18 protein-coding genes are annotated in these 20,727 nt (G+C 70.6%); 10 read left to right on the top strand and 8 right to left on the bottom strand.

Going from position 1 to position 20,727, the window contains the following annotated elements; genetic code table 11:
• Window positions 1–54: 54 nt before the first annotated feature.
• A complete protein-coding gene (locus ABZ404_RS21235; protein WP_358830967.1) occupies window positions 55–1,221 on the bottom strand; it encodes an alanine--tRNA ligase-related protein in 1,167 nt (388 codons plus the stop codon).
• Window positions 1,222–1,876: 655 nt separating this feature from the next.
• On the opposite strand from ABZ404_RS21235, the gene ABZ404_RS21240 reads away from it, so the two are divergent.
• Together ABZ404_RS21240 and ABZ404_RS21245 are read left to right on the top strand one after the other, a co-directional pair.
• Window positions 1,877–2,533, top strand: coding sequence for a hypothetical protein (locus ABZ404_RS21240; RefSeq protein WP_358830966.1), 657 nt, complete (start codon window positions 1,877–1,879; stop codon window positions 2,531–2,533).
• A 613-nt stretch (window positions 2,534–3,146) separates the two neighbouring features.
• A complete protein-coding gene (locus ABZ404_RS21245) occupies window positions 3,147–3,866 on the top strand; it encodes a M15 family metallopeptidase (RefSeq protein ID WP_358830965.1) in 720 nt (239 codons plus the stop codon).
• 107 nt (window positions 3,867–3,973) lie between these two features.
• Here ABZ404_RS21245 and ABZ404_RS21250 read toward each other — a convergent pair whose 3' ends face one another.
• Entirely contained in the window at window positions 3,974–4,549 is a 576-nt protein-coding gene (locus ABZ404_RS21250; RefSeq protein WP_358830964.1) for an HAD domain-containing protein, read from the bottom strand.
• A 551-nt stretch (window positions 4,550–5,100) separates the two neighbouring features.
• Here ABZ404_RS21250 and ABZ404_RS21255 point away from each other — a divergent pair.
• On the top strand, window positions 5,101–5,328 hold the full coding sequence (locus ABZ404_RS21255) for a hypothetical protein (RefSeq protein WP_358830963.1): 228 nt from the start codon (window positions 5,101–5,103) through the stop codon (window positions 5,326–5,328).
• Window positions 5,329–5,424: 96 nt separating this feature from the next.
• On the opposite strand, the gene ABZ404_RS21260 is transcribed toward ABZ404_RS21255, so the two are convergent.
• The gene (locus tag ABZ404_RS21260) at window positions 5,425–6,531 is read right to left on the bottom strand and encodes a hypothetical protein (RefSeq protein WP_358830962.1); all 1,107 of its coding nucleotides are present in this window, start codon (window positions 6,529–6,531) and stop codon (window positions 5,425–5,427) included.
• A 328-nt stretch (window positions 6,532–6,859) separates the two neighbouring features.
• Here ABZ404_RS21260 and ABZ404_RS21265 point away from each other — a divergent pair, with 328 nt between their 5' ends.
• Entirely contained in the window at window positions 6,860–7,603 is a 744-nt protein-coding gene (locus tag ABZ404_RS21265) for a thioredoxin domain-containing protein (RefSeq protein WP_358830961.1), read from the top strand.
• A gap of 225 nt (window positions 7,604–7,828) precedes the next feature.
• Window positions 7,829–8,419 (top strand): hypothetical protein, encoded by a 591-nt coding sequence (locus tag ABZ404_RS21270; RefSeq protein WP_358830960.1) that lies wholly within the window; start codon window positions 7,829–7,831, stop codon window positions 8,417–8,419.
• A gap of 67 nt (window positions 8,420–8,486) precedes the next feature.
• On the opposite strand, the gene ABZ404_RS21275 is transcribed toward ABZ404_RS21270, so the two are convergent.
• On the bottom strand, window positions 8,487–8,738 hold the full coding sequence (locus ABZ404_RS21275; RefSeq protein ID WP_358830959.1) for a hypothetical protein: 252 nt from the start codon (window positions 8,736–8,738) through the stop codon (window positions 8,487–8,489).
• A gap of 171 nt (window positions 8,739–8,909) precedes the next feature.
• Here ABZ404_RS21275 and ABZ404_RS21280 point away from each other — a divergent pair, with 171 nt between their 5' ends.
• Together ABZ404_RS21280 and ABZ404_RS21285 are read left to right on the top strand one after the other, a co-directional pair.
• A complete protein-coding gene (locus ABZ404_RS21280; RefSeq protein ID WP_358830958.1) occupies window positions 8,910–9,827 on the top strand; it encodes a VCBS repeat-containing protein in 918 nt (305 codons plus the stop codon).
• A gap of 246 nt (window positions 9,828–10,073) precedes the next feature.
• Window positions 10,074–10,877, top strand: a complete 804-nt coding sequence (locus ABZ404_RS21285; RefSeq protein WP_358830957.1) for a hypothetical protein — start codon at window positions 10,074–10,076, stop codon at window positions 10,875–10,877.
• 64 nt (window positions 10,878–10,941) lie between these two features.
• On the opposite strand, the gene ABZ404_RS21290 is transcribed toward ABZ404_RS21285, so the two are convergent.
• A complete protein-coding gene (locus tag ABZ404_RS21290; protein WP_358830956.1) occupies window positions 10,942–12,654 on the bottom strand; it encodes a VCBS repeat-containing protein in 1,713 nt (570 codons plus the stop codon).
• Between the two features lie 402 nt (window positions 12,655–13,056).
• Window positions 13,057–13,962 (bottom strand): hypothetical protein, encoded by a 906-nt coding sequence (locus ABZ404_RS21295; protein WP_358830955.1) that lies wholly within the window; start codon window positions 13,960–13,962, stop codon window positions 13,057–13,059.
• 211 nt (window positions 13,963–14,173) lie between these two features.
• Between ABZ404_RS21295 and ABZ404_RS21300 the strand changes: the two genes are divergently transcribed.
• The gene (locus ABZ404_RS21300) at window positions 14,174–16,093 is read left to right on the top strand and encodes an SMI1/KNR4 family protein (RefSeq protein WP_358830954.1); all 1,920 of its coding nucleotides are present in this window, start codon (window positions 14,174–14,176) and stop codon (window positions 16,091–16,093) included.
• Window positions 16,094–16,136: 43 nt separating this feature from the next.
• Here the strand turns inward: ABZ404_RS21300 and ABZ404_RS21305 are convergent, their stop codons facing one another.
• Together ABZ404_RS21305 and ABZ404_RS21310 are read right to left on the bottom strand one after the other, a co-directional pair.
• Window positions 16,137–17,282 (bottom strand): HAMP domain-containing sensor histidine kinase, encoded by a 1,146-nt coding sequence (locus ABZ404_RS21305; RefSeq protein WP_358830953.1) that lies wholly within the window; start codon window positions 17,280–17,282, stop codon window positions 16,137–16,139.
• A complete protein-coding gene (locus ABZ404_RS21310) occupies window positions 17,279–18,070 on the bottom strand; it encodes a response regulator transcription factor (RefSeq protein WP_358830952.1) in 792 nt (263 codons plus the stop codon). Before ABZ404_RS21310 ends, ABZ404_RS21305 begins: the two co-directional genes overlap by 4 nt.
• Before the next feature lie 285 nt (window positions 18,071–18,355).
• Between ABZ404_RS21310 and ABZ404_RS21315 the strand changes: the two genes are divergently transcribed.
• A complete protein-coding gene (locus ABZ404_RS21315; RefSeq protein WP_358831035.1) occupies window positions 18,356–19,348 on the top strand; it encodes an endonuclease/exonuclease/phosphatase family protein in 993 nt (330 codons plus the stop codon).
• Window positions 19,349–19,486: 138 nt separating this feature from the next.
• Complete coding sequence (locus tag ABZ404_RS21320; RefSeq protein WP_358830951.1) at window positions 19,487–20,398, top strand: serine protease; 912 nt, start codon at window positions 19,487–19,489, stop codon at window positions 20,396–20,398.
• The last annotated feature ends 329 nt before the right edge of the window (window positions 20,399–20,727 follow it).

A 20,727-nucleotide genomic window follows, 5' to 3' on the forward strand; every position in this document is an offset into this window, starting at 1 on the left:
CCGGTGACCGCGCCCGCTCTCTCCGAATTCTCCCCGGGCCGTCACTCGCTCCCCTCACTCCTCCCGCAGGCTCGTGACGAGTTCGCGAGGCAGACCGTGGGTGTCGTGGAGGTACTGGAAGTCCTCGTCCCGCAGCGGACCTTGGAAACGGGAACGGGCCAGCACCTGTCGGCCCCGTACCAGGAGTCGGCTGAACCGGCGCTCCTCTTCGAGGAGCAGTCGGCGTACGTCGCCGGGGCGCACCTCCTGACGGAAGTGGTGCAGGGTGTGGGAGATCAGCTCCTCCGGCAGGTCTCCCAGGGTGCGCGACGGGTCGTCCCGCCAGAGGAGGGTGAATACGCGTCGCAGCAGGCGGCGGAGTACGTAGCCGCGTCCGGTGGCGGCGGGGCGTACGCCGTCGCCGAGTACGACGATGGCTGAGCGCAGGTGGTCGTAGACCAGGCGCAGCGACGGTTCGTCCAGCGGCCACAGGACCGGCACGACACGGCGCCAGGGGTCGAAGACATCGCACTCGAACACGGACGACTTGCCCTGGAGCAGCGAGGCCAGGCGCTCCACGCCGAGTCCGGTGTCGACGTTGCGCTGGGGAAGTGGAACCAGGGAACCGTCTTCCCGTCGACGGTGGCGCATCATCACGTGGTTCCAGACCTCCACCCAGCGGTCGTCGCGGGTGGGTGTCGACTGGGGCGGGCTATCGCCGCTCCACAGGAAGATCTCCGAGTCGGGACCGCACGGGCCTACCGGACCGTTGGACCACCAGTTGTCGTCCACGGTGAGCTCGACAGGTACGCCATGCTCCTGCCACACCTCAAGGGAAGCGGTGTCCGGGCCGGTCCGGTCGTCACCGCCGAAGACGGTGGCGTGCAGCATGCCGGGGTCGATGCCCAGTCCGTCGGTGAGCAGCCTGTACCCCCAGTCGAGGCTCAGCGAGCCCTCGTAATCGCCCAGCGACCAGGTGCCGAGCATCTCGAAGACCGTCAGGTGGGTGGCGTCGCCGACCTCCTCCAGGTCAGTGGTGCGCAGACAACGCTGCACGTTGACCAGCCGCCGGCCCAGCGAATGGGGGCGCCCCTCCAGGTACGGGGTGAGGGGATGCATACCGGAAGTGGTGAACAGCACCGGGTCGCCGGGGGGTGGCAGCAGCGTCGAGCCGCTGATCCGGCGGTGGCCACGCTCCTCGAAGTACTCGACGAACGTACGGACCATCGTCTCTGTGTCCATGGGACGGCTCCTTTGCTTCTGCGCTACTTCGCTTCTTCGCGTCACAGCGGGGAAGGCACCGGATAACGGGTCCGTGCTGGTCAACGCGTAGCGGCAGGGGGCCGAGAACGCCATGAACCACCGGCGGGCCGTTTCCGGTCGCCGGGGGAAAGGGGGGGAGGTCAGACGGCGGCAACCGGCGAGCGGGGCGCTCGCGCGGTCGCGGGGGTGGTTCGGCCGGTGACGTTCATACGAGGACGATAGCCCGCCCGGGCCGCGCGAGCGCGCGATTTTCCTTCCCGGCTGCGCGGACCGCGTACGTTTCGTGGGTACCCAGGCGCCGTGCCACGGAAGTTGACGCTCCGGACGTGTACGTCTGAGCGCGGTAGCTCTTGCACACACCCCGGAAACGGTGTTATGCGCGACCACCCGAATTTCTCCCGCTCCCCCGTTCGCGCTTGCGCATGCCCCCACCTGCCCCTTTAACGTCATTGGCGGGGCGACGGAGGAAGGTCGCGCGGGACCAGGGGGAGTACGTGTACGCGCAGAGCCGTCAACGAGGGCCGGAAACCCCTCCCTCCTCCTTGCCTCCACGACGACGTCTGGTCGGCCACGGCCGCCAGGCAGGCACCTTCATGAACGAGACGACCCGCTACATGCCCTCCCCGGAGCCCCGATGACTTCTTTCCTCCGTCCAGTAGCTGCATCCCTGCTGCTCGCAGCGATGGCCGTCGGTTGCGGCGTACTCCCGGACAGCCGCGCGGCGGGTGGCAGCGGCACCCACGACCGTAAGAAGCCGACCATGGACATGAGCCAGGGGGCCGAGCGCGCCGACGCGATGCTTCAGCAGACCCTGGGCAGCATCACCCCGCCCCTGCGTTGGTACCACGGCCCCTCGAACGACATCGCGTGCAGCAACATCCTGGGCAAGGGCACCGGGACCGGCACGGTCAAACGCCGTATCGCCATCCTGACCACGGTGTCCGCCGAGCGGCGGGGCAGCCTGCTCGGGGCAGTCGAGCGCAGTTGGAAGGCACACGGGTACAAGATCAATGGAGTGAACCCCGACAAGGAAATGCCCGCCATCTTCGCCACGACGCCCGACGATTTCCAAATCACCCTGCAGGTCGGCGCCACTGGCCAGTTCATCTTCTCCGCCGGGACTCCCTGCCTCACCCAGACCAGCAATATCCCCAAGCCCGCCACCACCCCCAACACCCCGCCACGCGACGTCCCCTACCCCGCCCCCGCCGACATCCACGACGACTTCTGGTCCACCACCGCCCCGGACGCAACGCCCTCTCAGGGGCACTCCCCCGCCGCCGGCCGCTAGAAGGCCCCCCGGGCGGAACCCGCGAACGGCGCCAGGAACTGCCCGTGTGCGCGCGGACTACGCGAAGTGCCCGTCATGCGATCCACGCCTCACCGCGTCGATGCCGGCCCAAACGCACGGCGGAGAACTCGTCCTGGTCGGGTCAGCCTCTACGCCCAGCCGTCGCAGCGCTTGAGAGATCGGGCTGCCGACAGACGAGAAGAAGGACTGACCCTCCGCCACCTCGATCGGTACCAACCCGTCCTCTCCCACTCAGCCAAACCGAACTCATGCGGCACCCCGACCCGACGGCCTGTTACGCCCAACAGCCCTCAGCCACACGACCATCAAATCGGACCGAAGCCGCAGGTCACCACGGGCCAGGCGTCCTTGAAGCGATCCGCCGTCGTACGAATCCATTCGACGGCGACGGCGATGTCGGCCAGCGGGTCCGGGGCACTTCGACGCCCGGCCCAGGCTGCCCACTGCGCGTACGGCCGGGGTCACGCGCACAGGGGCGAACACGAGGCCCCACCCCAAGGGGAGCGTGGCCGAGGGGTGCGTCACGTTCGGCAGTGCTGCACGCCGCCTGCCTCCCTTCCCCCTCCGCCACGCCAGCAGCGATGATCCCCTCATGGAAGAGATCGTTCTCATGGCAGATCCGCGCGTCGCGTCCATCCCGGTCCGGGAATGCGGCGAACGCCTCGTGGACATCCGTAGCAGTAGCCGCCTGCTCGTCGACGAACGCAAGCAGGACACCGGGGAGGCGTTCGCGTACCTGCGCAAGGGCGTTGTCGAGCGATTAGAGCAGGCCCAGTCGTCGCTCCCCGATGGGCTGCGGCTGCTGATCGTCGAGGGATACCGTTCCCCTCACCTGCAACAGCGGTACTTCGAGGAGTACGCGGACACGCTGCGCACCGACCACCCGGACTGGTCCGGGGAACGGATTCGTTCAGCCGCGAGCCGTTACGTATCCCCGCCCGAAATCGCCCCGCACAGCGCCGGAGCCGCCGTCGACCTGACACTCGCCGACGCCGAGGGAGTCGAGCTCGATCTCGGCACCCCCATGAACGCCACACCGGAGGAGAGCGCGGGCGCCTGCTACACCCAAGCGGTCAACATCAGCGCCCAGGCGTCCGAGAACCGCGACATCCTGGCCGCGTCCCTGACCTCCGCCGGGCTGGTCAACTACCCCACCGAGTGGTGGCACTGGTCCTACGGCGACCGCTACTGGGCCCTGGCCACCGCCACACCCTTCGCCCACTACGGCCCGCGAGAGATCGACGGTGACACTGGCCGCCGTATTGCCGTGCGGCAGTCCGGCCGGCCCACCGTGCCGGACGCGGAAGGATAGGAGATCGCTTACGACAATGGCAGCCTCGGCGCAGGGCGGCGTCAGGGTGACCGGACGGTCCCCGCCGCCTTGTCCCCCTCACGTACGACGGTCGACGACCGTAATGCCTACGACACGCTGCCCCGAGCCGTGTTCTGGACACCGTCCCGTCCCGCCCTCAGCCACCGCTCGATGACGGCGAAGTCGTCGTCCGTGAGGCCGTATCGGGGGTCGACGCGGTGGAGGAGGGCTCGGCCCGGGTGGTGGGTCTGCGTCCAGGACCGGTCCCTGTCCGTGATCTCGTCGTCGATCCATACGTACGGGCGTCCGGCCGCCCAGTCCCGGAGCGGGCGGGTCTTCCAGTGGAGGTGGAGGCCGTGGGGGTGGTCGTCGGCGGGGTCCGGCCAGTCCACGACGGGCAGGCGCGGCAGGCCCAGCCACGGGGCGATGCAGTCGTTCGCGTCGGACATCCACGTCGTGGCCCACACCAGGGTGCAGGGCAGCGCCAGCAGCCGTGGCCCGTAGGCGGGGTTGATCCTGGTGAGGAGCGGGTTGGCGTCGGCCGCCGGCCGGTGGTGGGCGTGCCCGGTGTCGTACGTGGGGTAGCCGCCGTGCGGGAGTTGGTCGGGTGTCGCGCCGAACGGGATGAGCGGTCCGTCGACGTCGAGGAAGAGGAGTGGTGGTTGCGGTGCGGGGGCGGTCACACTTCGCACCGTACCCGGGGGTGTGTCCGGGCAGCTTCGAAGGTGGGCACGTCCGGTTCAAGGTGGGCGCGTTCGGTGCGTACCGTGCATACGGACGAGGGCCCCGGCCTCCGCTACGGAGACCAGGGCCCTCATTCATCGAGCGCTGGGCAGGCCTTGCACCTGCATCTCCCCACAGGAAGTGGGGCGCCTTTCCTTGGACCACCAACGCGTGTCCCGCCACCGCTCTTCGCGGCCGCAAGCTCAAGATCGACTATAGCGGAACGGCGGGTGGTTCGCGAAACACGGCCTCTCCATGCGGGAGAAGTAAGCAGATGAGGTGGGAGTGAGGGCGTCGCCTTGGAACCGGCCAGCCCATGCCCTGGGCTTGCCGTGTGGCCTTGGAACTCTCCGGTGTCGATGGTGTCGACCGCTCCTCTGCTGCGGCGGGGCCGTGCCCACGCTCCCCGCAAGCGACTGCAAGTGACTGCAAGTGACTGCATCCTTTGGCCTACTGCGTACTCGGCCCGGGGGATGACGATCTTGCAGCACGTTCGCGAGACGGTTGATCCGTGCGTACGACCATCGGTTACACCCTCGAAAGCATCGGCTACGTCATAGGAGGCCAGGGGCTGGTCAGCTTCGCTTCGCAGGCCCTCTTCGGCACGGAGTGGGGCTGGTTGCACAAGGTCGTCGGCCTTCCGTCCGTCGCATACCTCGGCATCGTCGTGTTCGGTCTGGTGTGCGTCGTCGGCGGGGTGAGGATCCGGAAGGCGTCCACGCACCTGGAAACCGTGTGATCCGCGCGCGTTGCGAGCACCCTGGTGAGGCCTCTGCTGCTCCGGGCCGGACGCCAACTCCTCGTCGAGCCGCTTGGTTCGCCGGTACCAAGCCGGCTAGAAGAGACCGGCACGCACGTACTGCCTGAGGTTGTCGAGGATCTCGCGCAACCACGGGCTGCGGACGGCCGGCAGCCGGACGAGGGTGCGCTGGAAGGCGCCCGGATCGGCTCGGAACAAGTACCCGGGGCGGGGTGGGGGCGGGTCGTCCCGGAGGACGCCGTCGGGCATGCCGCCCGACGCGGGAATCGACAGGTGCGGCTTGGGGAAGGCCAGCTCCAGCCACACCCCGAACGGCAGCGGCACCGGGCAGGCCGAGGCAGCCGGTCCGGCCGGGGTCCACGTCTGTCCGGTCTGGGGATGGGTGGGTACGAGGACGATGTCGGCGCCCGTGTCGGGGACGGGGCGTCCTGGACCGGCCAGAACGGCGCGCCGTGCGGGCGGACCTGCGGGCAGCAGGGCGTCGAGGGCGCGTTGGAACACCTCCTTGCTCAGACCGTCCGGGACGGTCACCGGGGCGTCCTGCGAGGCTGCCAGCAGATGGGCGAGTGCCCGGCCGGCCGCGGCCTCCCACTGGGGGCTCCACGACCAGAAGTGGTTCCGCCCGCGCCGCGCCCCCCAGGTGGCAATGGGCTCGAACGCAGGCGTGGGGTTCTCTGCCTGCAACAGCTCTGTCCAGGTGAGCGGTACGGAGTCGGCCCCGTCGAGGAGAATGCGGCGCACGGCATTGGGTGCGAGCCACGCTGCCTGCCACAGTGAGCAGTCGTCGATCCGGCTCGCCACGGGCAAACCGCATGCAGCGCAGGCCATGTTGGGGCCGTCTGCGCCGTCGAGGCCACAGCAGTAACCGCCGGCCCTCTCCGGGATCAGCAGGGTGCCGCGGGCATCACCGGGTGCGATGACGATTGAGCCGGGGGCTCCATCGGAGAGGGCGTGAACCGGCGCGTAGATGCCGCGGGCCAGGGCCTCGTCCGGATCGACGTCCTCCCATCTCCGCCACGGCGGCCCCCAGGGCTCGGGGTCGACGGCGAACGTGCCCGACTCCATGAGCACCGGGAGCTGAAGCCCGTTCCCGTACGTCTGATGAGCGTGGGCGGGCAGGACGACCCGGGACAACGGGGTGGTCAGCTCGGCGCCGCATCCCGCACACACGAAAACGAACAAACATCCTCCGTCGGGGAGTCGGGGAGTCGGGGAGTCGGGGAGTCGGGGAGTCGGGAGCATCGTCGCAGCCTCGTCGGAGGCCGGCCAACGTGTTTTGGCTCCCCTGCGGGCGCCTCACCAACCTGTGCTGGTCCCCGGAGGCCGGGGCCGCGTCGCCCATCGGGCCCTGGGCGTTGTCGGGGTCGCGGGGGCCAGTAGTCTGTGCCGGTTCCACGGGAGGGGCTGCCTGGCGGTAGGGGGTTCCGCGCAGCGGCGGGGCGGCAGCACATGGAGCAGTGCGGGGTCGGTGTTCGGCCTCTGCTTTGTCTCGGTTGATGGGGAGGGGTGTGTGGGCGTGGTGGCCGGCAGACGTAGGGCGTGGCTGGTGTGGGCGGGTGCGGGCATGGTGTTCGCCGCCGGATGCGGTGGCGGGGATGCGTCGCACGCGGAGAGCGAGCGGGTCGGGCCGGCGGCGTACGCGAACGCGGGGGCGGTCCCCGAGCAGCTGGGCCTCGACGGTACGACCATCAGCGTGGGGGACCCCAAGGCCGCGGTGACGCTTCATCTGCTGGAGGATCCGCGCTGCCCGTCCTGTGAGGCGTTCGAGCGTACGGGCGGTGGTCCGGCGCTGGCGGCGGCAGTCGTACGGCGGGAGGTGCGGGCGCAGTACACGATGGCCTCGTTCCTGGACGACCGGCTCGGGGGCGGTGGCTCGAAGCGGGCGGTCAACGCTCTGCGGGCGGCGCTGGAGGCGGGGAAGTTCGCCGAGTACCACGCCGTGCTCTACGGCAATCAGCCCCCGGAGGAGTCGGACGGCTACACCACCGCCCGTCTACTCGAACTCGCCTCGCGGGTACCGGGGTTGCGCGGTGCCGCCTTCGACACCGCGGTCAAGACGATGAAGTACCGGGCCTTCGTTCGGGCATCCGAGGAGGCGTACGAGGCGAAGGGCACCAAGGAAGGCTTCGGGCCGGGTACCCCCAGCCTCGAAATCGACGGTTACCCCGTGCCCGAGGCGTCCAGGGGGCTTCTGTACGACGCGAAGTCCTTCACTGCTCTTCTGCGTGAACTTCGGGACGCACACGTCTCCTGACCAGGGCGATCCGAGCGGGCGATCCGAGCGGCCGCCGACGCCTCGTACTCCCTCGCGGCCCCGCCGACGGTGTGCCCGCACCGAGCAACCCTGCCCCCGCGCACCGACCGCCCCGGAGTGCCGCATAATGACCCGGCCGGCGTCGGTAGTGGTCGGCAAGGGTCGGCGAAAGTCAGCAGGGGGCGCACGTCGCCGGCGGTGCAGGAAGCCAGAGGGGTGGGCACGATGAGTGAGACCGGTGGAGAGCCGCACGCGGACGACGTGGTGCAGCTGGTGTGCCAGGCGACGGGTGAAGAGTTCCGGGAGGCCACGCAGGTCCTGCTCCAGGCCTCTCCGGCCGGACGTAACAACCGCAGGCTGCTCATCGCCTTCGGGTTGTTCCCCTTGGCGCTCAACCTCGGGATGGACCGAGGGGCCTTCGACCTCTTTCCGCTCCTGTTCTCTGCGCTGTTCCTCTCCTACGCCCTGGTGTTCGCGCCTCGCTTGCAGGCGAGGCAGGCCCACCGGCGCGCGCAGGCGGAGGGGCCGCGGTACATCACCGTGGAGCCCAGCGGGCTGACGGTGGCCACCGCGCACCAACGCCAGTGGTCCGGCTGGCCGACGTTCTCCGGCTATGTGGAGACCCCCCGCCTGTTCGTGGTGCTCAGCGCGGACAAGAAGTGCATGACGTTCCTGCCCAAGCACGCCGTACAAGCCGCCGGCGAGCCCGACGGCGCTGACCGTCTCCGCCGTATCCTCGCCCGGCACCTGCCGCCCGTCGGCCGTACCCCAGGCCAAGCCACTCATCCCGATCACGTTCACGCCCTGCACGGGTGACGCGGGTTTCCCTGAAGCGGCCTGGGAAGGCCTGAGAGGGAGGCCGACGGAGGTCGGTCCGGCCGGGTCAGGCGGGGTCGTTGTCCGCGTCCGACGGCTCATCGCCGGACGACTTGCTGTCAGGGGTGCCCTTGACCTGGTCGGTCACGTCGGCGGTGTCGCCTGCCGGGGGCGGGGTAATGGTTTTGGCACCTCCGAACCCCCGGAAGTCGATCTTGACGTGGGCGGCGCCGATCGTCTCCTCCATGCGGACGGGCAGACTGGTGCGGGGGTCGACCCACAGGGCCAGGGTGATCTCCTGGACCTGGCAGCGCCACAAACCAGTTGGTGCGGTGCGACCGGCCTCGACACCATCACTACCTGTTCGCCCGCGCGAACATGACATGGCCCCCATGTAAGGGAGCGGTGAAGTGCCTGTGTATGGTGCCAGAGACCTGAAGGCGCGGTCCAGACCAATCGCGCCTTCTCCTGACCAGCCGGGGGCCAGTCCATGAAGTTCATCCAGCGCACGCTCGCTGCCACCGCCGTCGCCACCGCGTTGGCCGCAACCGCCGGTACCGCGTTCGCGGCCGGAAACCCGGCCGACGCGGCCACCCGGGCCGCCGAGCAGCGGCAGCACGTCCCCGCCGCCAAGGGCAAGTTGGCCGCTCCGCGTGCGGCGGCCGGCTCCTGGGAGCAGACGGCCACCTTCCCGATGGCGGCCGTCGAGCGGGACGGGTGGCTGAACTGGTACTTCCCGGACGGCCGCGGCGGGTTCGAGGCATCGTGGCCCACCGCCGCCGACTTCAGCGGCTTCAAGCACCTCATCCAGGTTGACCAGGACAAGGACGGGGAAAAGGACGGTGCCTGGAGCATCCTGAAGAACGGCACGCTCTACTACGCCGGCACCAACACGGGGGCCGCGAAGACGATCGGCGGGGGCTGGCAGATCTACAACAAGGTCCTCTCCCCCGGCAACCTCGCCGGAGCCGTTGAGTCCGACCTCATCGCCGTGGACAAGTCCGGCGTGCTGTGGATGTACCTCGGCTACGCCGACGGCCGCGTCACTTCCCGTACGAAGGTGGGCGGCGGCTGGGGCCAGTACACCGAAATCGCCGGCCAGGGCGACCTGAACGGAGACGGGCGCACCGACATCGTCGCCCGCGACAAGGCCGGTGTGCTGTGGCTCTACACCGGCAACGGCAACCGCAACGACCCGTTCAACGGCCGCGTGAAGATCGGTGGCGGCTGGAACACCTACAACCGGATTCTCTCGGTGGGTGACCTCGACGGTGACGGCCGCTCCGACCTGGTCGCACGCGGCAACGACGGCACACTGTGGCGCTACTCCGGCAACGGCGGCTCCCGTGACCCGTTCGACAGCCGGGTCAAGATCGGCTGGGGCTACAACTCCCTCAACCTGATCTGATCCCACCCTCCCCGGGCCGAGGACGTCGGTCGGTCTGTGGACAAGTCGTAGGGAGGGGGGCGGCGGCGTGAGGATGGGGGCGGCGTCGTAAGGGTGGGGGCGGCCCGCTTGTGGGGCCGCCCCCAGGCGTTCCGGGTCCTCACAGACAACCGCACGCCGCGCCCCCGACCCCCACCGAGTCGTCGACATCCGTCGGCGACCTCACCGACCTCACCATGTGTTCCGCCGGTCTTCCTTGAGGTTTCGATGCGCCGCTCCCTTGTCCTCCTCACCGCCACCGCGATGCTGTGCGCCGCCTGCACCGGAGCGGGTGACGACGAGAAGCCACGTGCGGAGGCTGTCGCCGCCGTACGCGACGCGGTCACCGCGACCAGCCACACCAGCGCCCGCTTCACCTCCACGCTGACAACCCCCGTCGTCGATCCCGCCAAGCCGCCGCAGGTGAAGGCCTCGGGCAGTATTGATCTGGCCACCGGGAACGCTCCGATGACCGTCACGCACAGCTCCTCCGCCGTCGGCGCGGAGGAGATCCTTTACAAAGAGCGCGTCTACATGCGGCCCGCCGTACCCATGAATGTGGCGGTGGAGCTGGACGACCGGTGGGGTGTGGACCTCCGGCGCACCGCCGAGACCCACACCCCCTTCCGGCCGCCTCTCAACGACCCGGCCTATACCCTGCAGCAGGTCGCGCGGATGAAGGACGTACGAGCCGAGGGCACGGAAACCGTCCACGGTGTGCCCACCGAGCGCTACCGCGGCACCCTCGACCATCGCACCCTCACCCTGCGCCTGGCCACGGAGAGCCGGGAGAACGCCGACCTCCTGCGCGACGCGTACGGCAGCGACCTCCCCATCGCGGCTCAGGCCTGGGTGGATCACCACGGGCGCCTCGTGCAGGCCCGGTTCACCCTCAAGGACCGCACGGTCACGCACGCCGTGATGACACTCTCCTTCACCGATCTGGGCACCCCCGTACCGGTCACCCCGCCGTCCCACGACGAGGACACCGCACCCCTGCACGACCAGCTGCCCACGGGCCTGACCGGCTGACGTCCGCTGCACCCGTCTCCGCGAACTCGTCACGCGCGGGAGCGCCTTCGGCCGCCGCCAGGGCTCAGTACAGGTCGCGGTACGTGTTCCAGCCGTCGCCGAGCTTGACCCGGGGCTGGAAGCCGCCGTAGCCGTTGGAGCTGTAACGGAACAGCTCACCGCGGGAGTTGGAGGCCAGGAGGTCTCCGCGGCCGTCGCCGTTGATGTCGCCCGGGGCGGCGAGGTTCTTGAACTGCTGCCAGCCGGGGCCGACGTACAGGCGCGACTTGAACGGCGAGGTGGAGACGCCCGTGCCCGCGTACAGGTACAGCTTGCCGTCGCCGGTGCGCGCGACGACGTCCGCCAGACCGTCCCCCGTCAGGTCACCGGCGCCGACGATCTTGTCGTACGCGTTCCAGCCGCCGCCGACCTTCAGGCGGGAGGCGAAGCCGGTGCCGTTCCCGTTGCCGCGCTGCAACCACAGGGTGCCGGAGCCGTCGCGGGCCAGCAGGTCGCCCTGGCCGTCGTTGTTGAGGTCGCCGGGGCCGACGACGAGGTTGTAGGCGCCCCAGCCGCCGCTCACCGCGGTGCCGCGGTTGTACAGCCAGTTCTGGTAGATCTCCAGGAGCTCCGGCTGGCCGTCGCTGTCGAGGGAGGAGGCGAACCGGACGTCGGCGTGCGCCCAGCCGCCCGTGTCGCCCACCTGCTGGCGGCTCCCCAGCTGGCCGTTGTTCGTCGCGGAGTAGTAGAACAGGGTGCCCTGGGTGTTGCGCGCGAGGATCTCGCTCTTGCCGAGGAACGGGTTGCCGCCCTGCGATCCGAACCAGGAGCCCGCCTCCCAGCCTTCGCCCCAGTATCTGCGGTCCTGGAAGTTGCCGTGGCCGTCGGCGAGGTAGAGGTAGACCGTGCCGCCGGCGGTGCGGGCGAAGACGTCCGCGTATCCGTCGCCGTTGGCGTCGTCCATGCTCAGGAGCTGGTTGTAGGTGTCCCAGCCGCCGCCGACCTTGACGCGGCCCCTGAGCGGCGCCGCGCTGTCCCCGGTGCCGGCGTAGACGTACAGGTCACCGCCGGGCGTGCGGGCCAGGACGTCGGCGATGCCGTCGCCGTTGACGTCGTTCGCGCCGAGCAGCTGGTCGTACGCCCCCCAGCCGCCGCCGACCTTGATCCGGCCCGCGAAGGGGTCCGCGTCGGCGCTGCCGTTGCCGGGGTAGAGGTACAGGTCGCCGCCGGGCGTGCGGGCCAGGACGTCCATCTTGCCGTCGCCGGTGACATCTCCCGGGGTGAGGAGCTTGTTGTACGCGTTCCAGCCGCCGCCCGACCAGGTGCGGTAACCGGCGTACCCGGCGCTCGGGTTGGTGTAGAGGGACAGGGTGCCGGTCGACGACAGCGTCAGCAGCTCGGGGTGGCCGTCGCCGTTCAGGTCGCCGGGGGCGAGAACGTCCTTCTGCCACTCCGTCTGATCGGCGAAGGTGTACTCGACATCCTCCTTGCCCTTCACGAACGTCCGCAGCCACAGCTTGCCACTCGGCGTGCGGTAGAAGAGGTCGCTGTAGCCGTCGCCGTCCATGTCGGCACGGGGCTTGGCGGGCGCCGCGGGTGCCACCGCGCCCGCCTTGCGGTGGGCCGTGCCCTTCGGAAGCGTCCCGGTGGGCCGCGCGGCCTCGGGCTTGGCGGGTGTGACGGCCGTGTGCGGCGCCGGCGGCGCCCCGTCGGCCGACGCCGTGCCGGACAGCAGCATCCCGGCCGACAGGGCGAGAGCGGTGCAGGCCGCGAGACGGCCCGTACGCGAAAGGCGCACAGAAGACAAGATTCCCCCCAGGGAACAGGTGAGTGAAACCGGGTGGGGTGGGGTGCGTCGCGCCTCAGGTGGTGAGTGGAGCGCGCGGACGCTCCTCGGAGACGTTCCTCGTACGGAGCGGCGCGGCGCGCGCATGGCGCGATTCCGCGGCCGCCTGGCCATGCCGTGCATGGCCGCGCGACGAACGTCCGAGATCCCCCCCGGGATGTGGCTGAAGCCTACAGGCGGTGCATCAGGTGGTTGAAGGGAATATTGAGCCACCGGACAGGCCCGTGGTGGCCGGGCATAACTGCACATGGGGCGGGGGGTGGTTGGGGGCGGTCGGTGGCCGTCCCGCGCAGCCCATGCCGCCCGCCCGTACAGCAGCCCCTCGCATTCCGCCCCCCCTTCCGGTCGGAGGAGCTATACCTTCCTCAGCTTGTACAAGTCCCAGGAGTCGGGGTCGCCGATGTACTGGTAGAGGGTGGGCCGTTCCCGTGTGCCGCCCACGTTCCAGGGCAGCCACTGGCAGTCCTGGACGCTGACGTTGACCTCCTGGCTCCAGGTGTCCCGTCCGGCGTCGAACGTCCACGTGCCCTCGCCTGTGCACCGCGCCACCTCCGAGCCGAGGTTTTCGTCGAGCCGCTCATCCTGGACGCCGGACGCGGTGACCCTGCCGTCCGCGGTAAAGGTCAGCGTTGCGCCTTTGCCGTCGGACCAGGTGCCGACAAGGGTCGGCGCGGACATCGTCGGCGGGTGGTACGCGGGGAGGAGATGCGTCCCGAGCGCCACACCGCCGAGGACACCGACGCTGATCACAGCCAACACGCCCCAGCCGGCCACCGCGCCGAACGTTCCTCGCGGCGACCGGCCGACCAGGGCCGGGACGGTGAGCGCGACGGTGGCCACCATCCACGAGCCCCCAGCCGTCGTCCAGTCCGCAGCACCGAGGAGGGCGGCCCCCATCGCCAGGGGCGCAAAGGCCGCCGCAAGGACCAGGGGTACCCACCACCAGGCATTCCGGCCGCCGTACCGCCGCCCCAGCGCTGCGGCGACCTGGAGCGCGGGCAACACGAAGACGGCCGAGAGGGCGGCTCCGACGAAAGCGCCTGCCGCTGCCACGAAAGGCAGGGCCAACAGCCCGAGGGCGTAACCGCCGCCGGCGTTGGGCGACTCCCGCGTCTGGCCGTACACCACGGCCACCACGAGAGCGAGCACCGCCTCCAGAAACAGCACCACCATCGAGATCCACAGCATCCGACCGACAGACCGCTCGTGCGCCACAGCAAAGCCCTCTCGCGACAAGGCGTACGAGCGTGAGTCGCCCATCGGCCGATCGCCATACTGCCAGGTGTTTTGAACGCGTTCAATTCGGGGGTTCGTCGCACTGTAGCGGTGGTGCGCGGGACTGCCGTCTCCGGCCCCTCCCCCACTCCCGCACCGCAGATCCGGCGCTCCCATCCTCCTGCGATAGCCGGGGGGCACCGTGCTCCCCACCGCTCCACGGCAGTTGTCAGTGGTGGCTGCCACCATCGGGGACATGATTCGATTCGCATGGCGGCCGTTCCTCGATCGATGGAGTGGGGAATGGGCCGACGCACAGGAATTGCAGGACGAGCCCGGGGAAGGCGACCGCCAGGCTCGGGCCGCCCGCTGGCTCGGGTTCGAGCCGGCCGACGAGGAGCGCCTGCTGGCGCTGGAGGAGCGGTTGGGGCGGCCGCTGCCCCCGTCACTGCGCTCCTTCCTCCAGGTCACCGATGGCTGGCGGCACGCGGGGCACTTCGTCTATCGGCTGGCCGGGACCGAGCAGATCGACTGGTGCGGGGATCCGCACGGCATGCGCGACATCTGGCTGGAATCCGGGGAGGAGGACGAGGACGAGGAGGCGGTCCGGGAGGCCGAAGTGTGGCAGCGCTCGCTCCAACTGTCCTTGGAGTCCGACATGGTGGACGTCCTGCTGGATCCCGACGACGTCGACGAGCGCGGTGAGTGGGCCGTCCGTACGTATGCCAGTTGGCGCGGGTCCCCTCCCGACCGCTACGAGTCGTTCAAGCACTTCATGGAGGCCATGTACGAGGAATTCCTCGCCATGTCCGCCGGCCTGCCCGGTTTCGCCAACGAGACGACACGGTCCCTGGACGCCGCCGTAGAGCAGGCACGGAAGGACGCCCTCGGTGGTGCGTACGAGACGGCGGCCGAGGTGCTGGCCCAGGCGGTGGCGTGCGGGCGCCCCCGGGCCGCGCGCATGCTCGACCAGCTCCGGATGCTCTCGGGCGCGTCCGGCGGGACGACCCCCGAGCGCGGTGGTTCCCTGCACGACGCGTATGTCGCCCGCGAGGCGATGCCGCTCGACTGTCTGCGCCAGGCGGACTCGGGACGCGACGACGACGCATGGTTTCTGGAGCAGTACCCCGAAGAGGACCGCGAGTTGGTGGCGGGGGTGCTCCAGCGGATACGTGAGGGTACGTACCGGTACGAGGCGTCCGGCGCGTTCGGCGAAGCGGTCGACGCCGCCCGGGCGCTGGCCCGGCAGGCGCGGCCCGAGGCGGCATGGCGGGCCCTGGCGGCGGCCGTGCCCTCCTGGCGACCCGTCGCCACCGACCACATAGCGCCCGTGGGTCTGCTCGCCGATTCCGTCCTCCGCCCGGTGATCACCCCGGAGCGGGCGCGTGCGCTGCTGGCCACGCCTCGCGGTGGCGCCGAGGCAGTCACGGAACTCCGCAACCCCGCGGCGGCCGCCCCGGCGGGAGAGCGGACTGTGCCGGACTCAGACGGCCTGGGCTGGCTGGTGGGCCCGGAGTCCCTGCGGCACGGGTTCCGGCTGCTGCTGGTGGAAGGAGTCGATCCGGCCGAACTGCACCGGCGTTTGGGATCGGGCGGTCCGCTGCTCCCGGCCCTGACGATCTGGGACGCCGATTTCCGGTACCAGCTCCAGGGCGGCGAGAAGTGGGAGAGCAGGGCGATCGTGCGCACCGGAAGCGCGGGCGTCGGCGGGGCCAACTGGAGTTTCGCCCACACCACGGCCTGGAGAGGCGGGCGTACGGCACGTTTCGTCTCCCCCGCGGTGGCTGCCTCGCGCGGCACCCGGGCGCTGACGATCGTCGCCGACCACGCCTCCGACCACCTGGACGGCCGGCCGGAGAGCTTCTACGTCTCACTCGCCGAGGACGGCCGACTCGTGCACTCCCTCGCCGTGGACGGCGATGAGGTCACCTCCACCGGCGACACCCCCCTGTACTGGCGACCGCGGGGAGCGGCTTCACGTACGGACGACGGCGACGCGGAGGACGCCACCACCCTCATCCCGCGCCGGACGCTGGACGCGATAGCTGATGCCTTCGGGGTGAGCGTCTCGGAGGAGGCCGTCCTGCGCGGGCGCCTGGACGCCTTCGAAACCGTCTCCTGGCTGCGGGAACCCCGGGAAGGGGAGACCTGGGCGTACGCGACGTGGAGCCGGTGACGCGAGACCTCGCCTCGCGCTCTGCCGGCCGCTCGCCTTCTGCTCAGCCACCCTCCTCGCATGCCCGCGCCCGCCTGCCGGTGTGCGAGGTCGTCGTCGGCAGTTCCACCGTGACGCGGAGCCCGTCCGTCGGGCGTGGGGTGAGGGTGAGGGTTCCTTCGTGGGCTTCGGTGATGGTCTTGACGATGGCCAGGCCGAGGCCGAGGCCGTTGCCGGGGTGGTCGGCGTGGACGCGTTCGGTGCCCCGCTGGAACGGTTCCGTCAGGGTCGCGGCCAGGTCCTCCGTGATCTGTTCACCCGTGTTCTCCACGGTGAGGAGCGCGCTCCCGGGGCGCGCGGTCGTCGTGACCCACACCGCCCCGCCCTCGGGCAGGTTGTGGACGATCGCGTTGTGCACCAGGTTCGTGGTCAGTTGCAGCAGGAGCGTGGGCGAGCCGGTCGTGGGGGCGATGTCGCCGGTGGTTTCGAGGGTGACGCCTCGCTGCTCCGCGAGGGGGAGCAGGGTTTCCGTGGCCTCCTCCGCCAGCAGCGACAGGTCCACCGGTTCGCGGGTGAAGGACCGTTGGTCGGCGCGGCTGAGCAGGAGCAGTGCCTCGGTGAGATCGATCGCCCGGGTGTTGACCGTGTGGAGGCGTTCGATGAGCGCGCCGGTGTCACGGGGTGGATCCGTGCGGGCCACGTCCAGGAGCGCCTTCGAGATCGCCAGCGGGGTGCGCAGTTCGTGGGAGGCGTTGGCCGCGAATCTCTGCTGGGCGGCGACGTGTGCTTCGAGCCGTTCGAGCATCGCGTCGAAGGCGTCGGCCAGTTCGCGGAACTCGTCCCCGCGGCCCGGGAGCCGGATCCGGTGGGAGAGCGATCCGTGCGTGGCCGTGCGGGTGGCTTCCGTGATGCGGGTCAGCGGCGCCAGCATGCGGCCCGCGAGGAGCCAGCCTCCCAGGAGGCCGAAGACCAGCAGGAACCCCAGTACCGCGGCCGCCCTCGGGGCGAAGACCTCCAGGAGCGCGGACCTGATGGGGAAGACACCGTTGGTGGGTCTGTCGTCGGGGTTGATGAGCATCGCCCGGTTGGGGACGTATCTCAGGAGGAACACCCATACTGCCGCCAGCAGCATGACTCCGGCCAGCATCAGGAATCCGGCGTAGCTGAGGGTGAGTTTGAGGCGGACGCTCATACCGGGTGCCCTGTTCATGCTCTGTTCCCCTCGGTGCCCAGGGTGCCTTGGGTACCTTGGATGCCCTGGGCTCCTGCTGCTCCTTGGCTTCCCTCCGCATCCCCGGTTTCGGTACCTTCCCCGAGGCCCCCGTGTCCTGTCTCCGGCTCGGCTGCGATGCGGTAGCCGGTGCCCGGCACGGTCGCGATGATCCAGGGTTCGCCCAGCCGCTTGCGCAACGCCGAGACCGTGATCCGTACGGCGTTGGTGAACGGGTCGGCGTTCTCGTCCCAAGCCCGTTCCAGCAGTTCTTCCGCGCTCACGACACCCCCCTCGGCCGCCACCAGGATGTCGAGCACGGCGAACTGCTTCCTGGTCAGCGCGATGAAACGGCCGTCCCGGTAGACCTCCCGGCGGAACGGGTCCACCCGTAGCCCCGCGATCTCGCGTACGGGGGGACGGCTGTGGGCGCGTCGGCGGTCCAGTGCTCGGAGTCTGAGGACGAGTTCTCGCAGGGCGAAGGGTTTCGTGAGGTAGTCGTCGGCGCCGAGCTCGAAGCCGGATGCCTTGTCGTCGAGGCGGTCGGCCGCGGTGAGCATCAGGATCGGCATGCCGCTGCCGGAGGCGACGATGGTCCTGGCGATGTCGTCGCCGGACGGTCCGGGGATGTCGCGGTCGAGGACGGCGATGTCGTAGGCGTTGACGCCCAGCAGTTCCAGAGCGGTGTCTCCGTCACCTGCGACGTCGGCCGCGATCGCCTCCAGGCGCAGGCCGTCGCGGATCGCCTCGGCCAGGAAGGGTTCGTCCTCGACGATCAGCACGCGCATGGTGGCGATGCTACGAGCCGGCGCCTATCGCCCGCGTATCGAAAACCGCATACGTCCCCGCAACACGGAATCGCCTTGAGTACCGGTACCGGTACCGGTACCGGGGGCGCACACCGCTCCCGTGCCAGGACCCGACGACACGCGATGACCGGCAGTGAGCAGCAAGGAGAAGCCATGACGCAGGTGGACACGGCGCAGGCCGGGCAGGCCGGGCGGGCCGGGCAGGGCGGCGTCGACGGCCAGGTCGCGGGCGTCGGCGGGTGGCGCGCGGGCGCCCGCCGGGCAATGCGTTTCGCTTCCGGCCACCGCCCCGGCCCCGGAGCCTGGAAGCGCGGCCTCGTACTCGCGGCGCTGGCGCTGGCGCTCGGTCTGCTCATGCTGCTGCACGCGTACGTCACGGACCGGGCGGGTGTGGGCAGCCTGGTGGAGACGTTCCTGCCGTGGTTCGGCCTGTTCGTCCCGGTGCTCCTCGTCGCGGGCCTGTGGCGCCGGTCCGCCTCCGCGGTGGTCGCGCTGGTGGTGCCGGTCGCGGTGTGGCTGAACCTTTTCGGCGGGGTGCTCGGCGACAGGTCCCGGCCGGGCAGCGACCTCACCCTGGTCAGTCACAACGTCGACGCCGACAACCCCGACCCGGCCGGTACCGCCCGGGACCTGGCCGCCCGCGGGGCGGACGTGCTGGCGCTGGAGGAGATCACGGCGCAGGCGAAACCGGTGTACGAGAAGGCCCTGGCGAAGGCGTATCCGTACCACTCCGTGCTGGGCACGGTCGGGCTGTGGAGCAAACTGCCGCTGTCCGACACCCGGACGGTCGACGTCGCGACGGACTACGGGCCGCTGGCGGCCACCAAGCCGGCCGACGTCAAGCTGGCCTACAACCGGGCGCTGCGCGCCACGGTGGCCACGGGCCGGGGTCCGCTCGCGGTGTACGTGGCACATCTGGGGTCCGTACGCGTGCTGCCCAGCGGGTTCTGGACGGGCAGCCGGGACCGCGGCGCGACGGCACTCGGCGAGGCGCTGGCCGCCGAGCGGAACGAGCGGGTCGTGCTGCTGGGCGATCTGAACGGCACCACGGGCGACCGCGCGTTCGACGGCATCACGGCGCGGCTGCGCTCGGCCCAGGACGCGGCCGGGAAGGGCTTCGGGTTCAGCTGGCCCGCCAAGTTCCCGATGGTGCGGATCGACCAGATCCTCGTACGCGGGGTGGAGCCGCGGAGCGCGTGGGTGCTGCCGGCCACCGGCAGCGACCACCGGCCGGTGGCGGCCGGGGTGGACTGGTGAACCCGGCAGGCCCGGGACAGCCCCCGCCCCCGCACGGGGGCCAGCCCCCGCCCCGACCGGCCGGTGGCCCGGATGGTGGCGCCGACCTCGTACGACGAGGCTGAACGCACAAGATCCACCGAGCAGAAGGAACCCCCTGTGTTCAGCTTCAAGCCGCCGCGCCGCCGTACCGTCCGCACCGCCGCCGTCGGTGCTCTCGCCGTCGCGGCCTGCGCCACCGTCCTCGCCGGCAGCGCCGGAGCCATCGTCGGCGGTACGGACTCCACCGAGCGCTACCCGTTCATGGCGTCCATCCCGGAGTCGGCCCCGTCGCAGGGGCTGTACGACGGGAACTGCGGGGCCTCGCTCATCGACCCGCAGTGGGTGCTCACGGCGGCCCACTGCCTCAAGGGCGAGGGCCTGGAGGTCGACGGCACGGTGCGCATCGGCAGCGACCACCGCAAGTCCGGCGGGACCGTACGCAGGATCGACCGTTCCTTCGTCCACCCCGGCTATGCGAACGGCGACAACAAGGCGGCCAACACGAACGACATCGCGCTGATACGGCTGGACCGTCCGGTCTCCCAGAAGCCCATCCGGATCGCCGGACAGCCCGGGCGGCCGGGCACCCCGACGCGGTTGCTGGGCTTCGGCACCACCGTCGACACCGCGTTCGCGTTCCCGGAGCGGTTGCAGGAGCTGAACACACGCCGGGGCGCCGCGTCCGAGTGCGCGCCGGGGTACGCCGACCGCACCCGGCTGTGCACCATCACCACCGTGCCCCGGGCGATGGCGTGCTTCGGGGACTCCGGCGGACCGCAGGTCCAGAAGGGCCGGGACGGCCGCTGGGAGCTGATCGGCGTCACCTCGGGGCCCGGCGCCCCGAACGTGCCCTGCTCCGAGGGCCCCGGCCTCTACACCAGCGCACCCGCGTACGCGGGCTGGATCACCAAGACCATGAAGGCCAACCGCGTCCCCTCCACCTCCCCCTCCTCCGCCTCCGCTTACGCGCCGTCGGCCACCGCCCCGGGGTCCGGCCCCGCCACCACTGGCGGCACGGCCGAGAAGTAAGCCGTACGCGCCGATACCGGTACGACGGACGGCAACCCCGCCGTGATCGCCGGGCGGCCACCGCCCTCGGCGTCACCGGCGGCGGCACCGCCGTCGCGGTACACCACCGCCGGACGCGCGACGCCGCCTGAATCGGAAACCCATCGGCGTCACACCAGCGGTGTCCTCTACCGCTCCTTCGGACGCGTCCCCCGCCCGGTACGGGCCGTCCATGGTCCGGCCGGCAGGGCCCGGGCGGTCAGGGCCCGCAGGAGGATCAGGACCGCTCTGCACCGGCCATCGGGGCCGTTGGCGGCGGGACGCGGGCCGCGACGAGCGTTCCCTCGTGC

The organism is Streptomyces sp. NPDC005878 (genome assembly GCF_040629815.1).
Classification (GTDB): domain Bacteria; phylum Actinomycetota; class Actinomycetes; order Streptomycetales; family Streptomycetaceae; genus Streptomyces.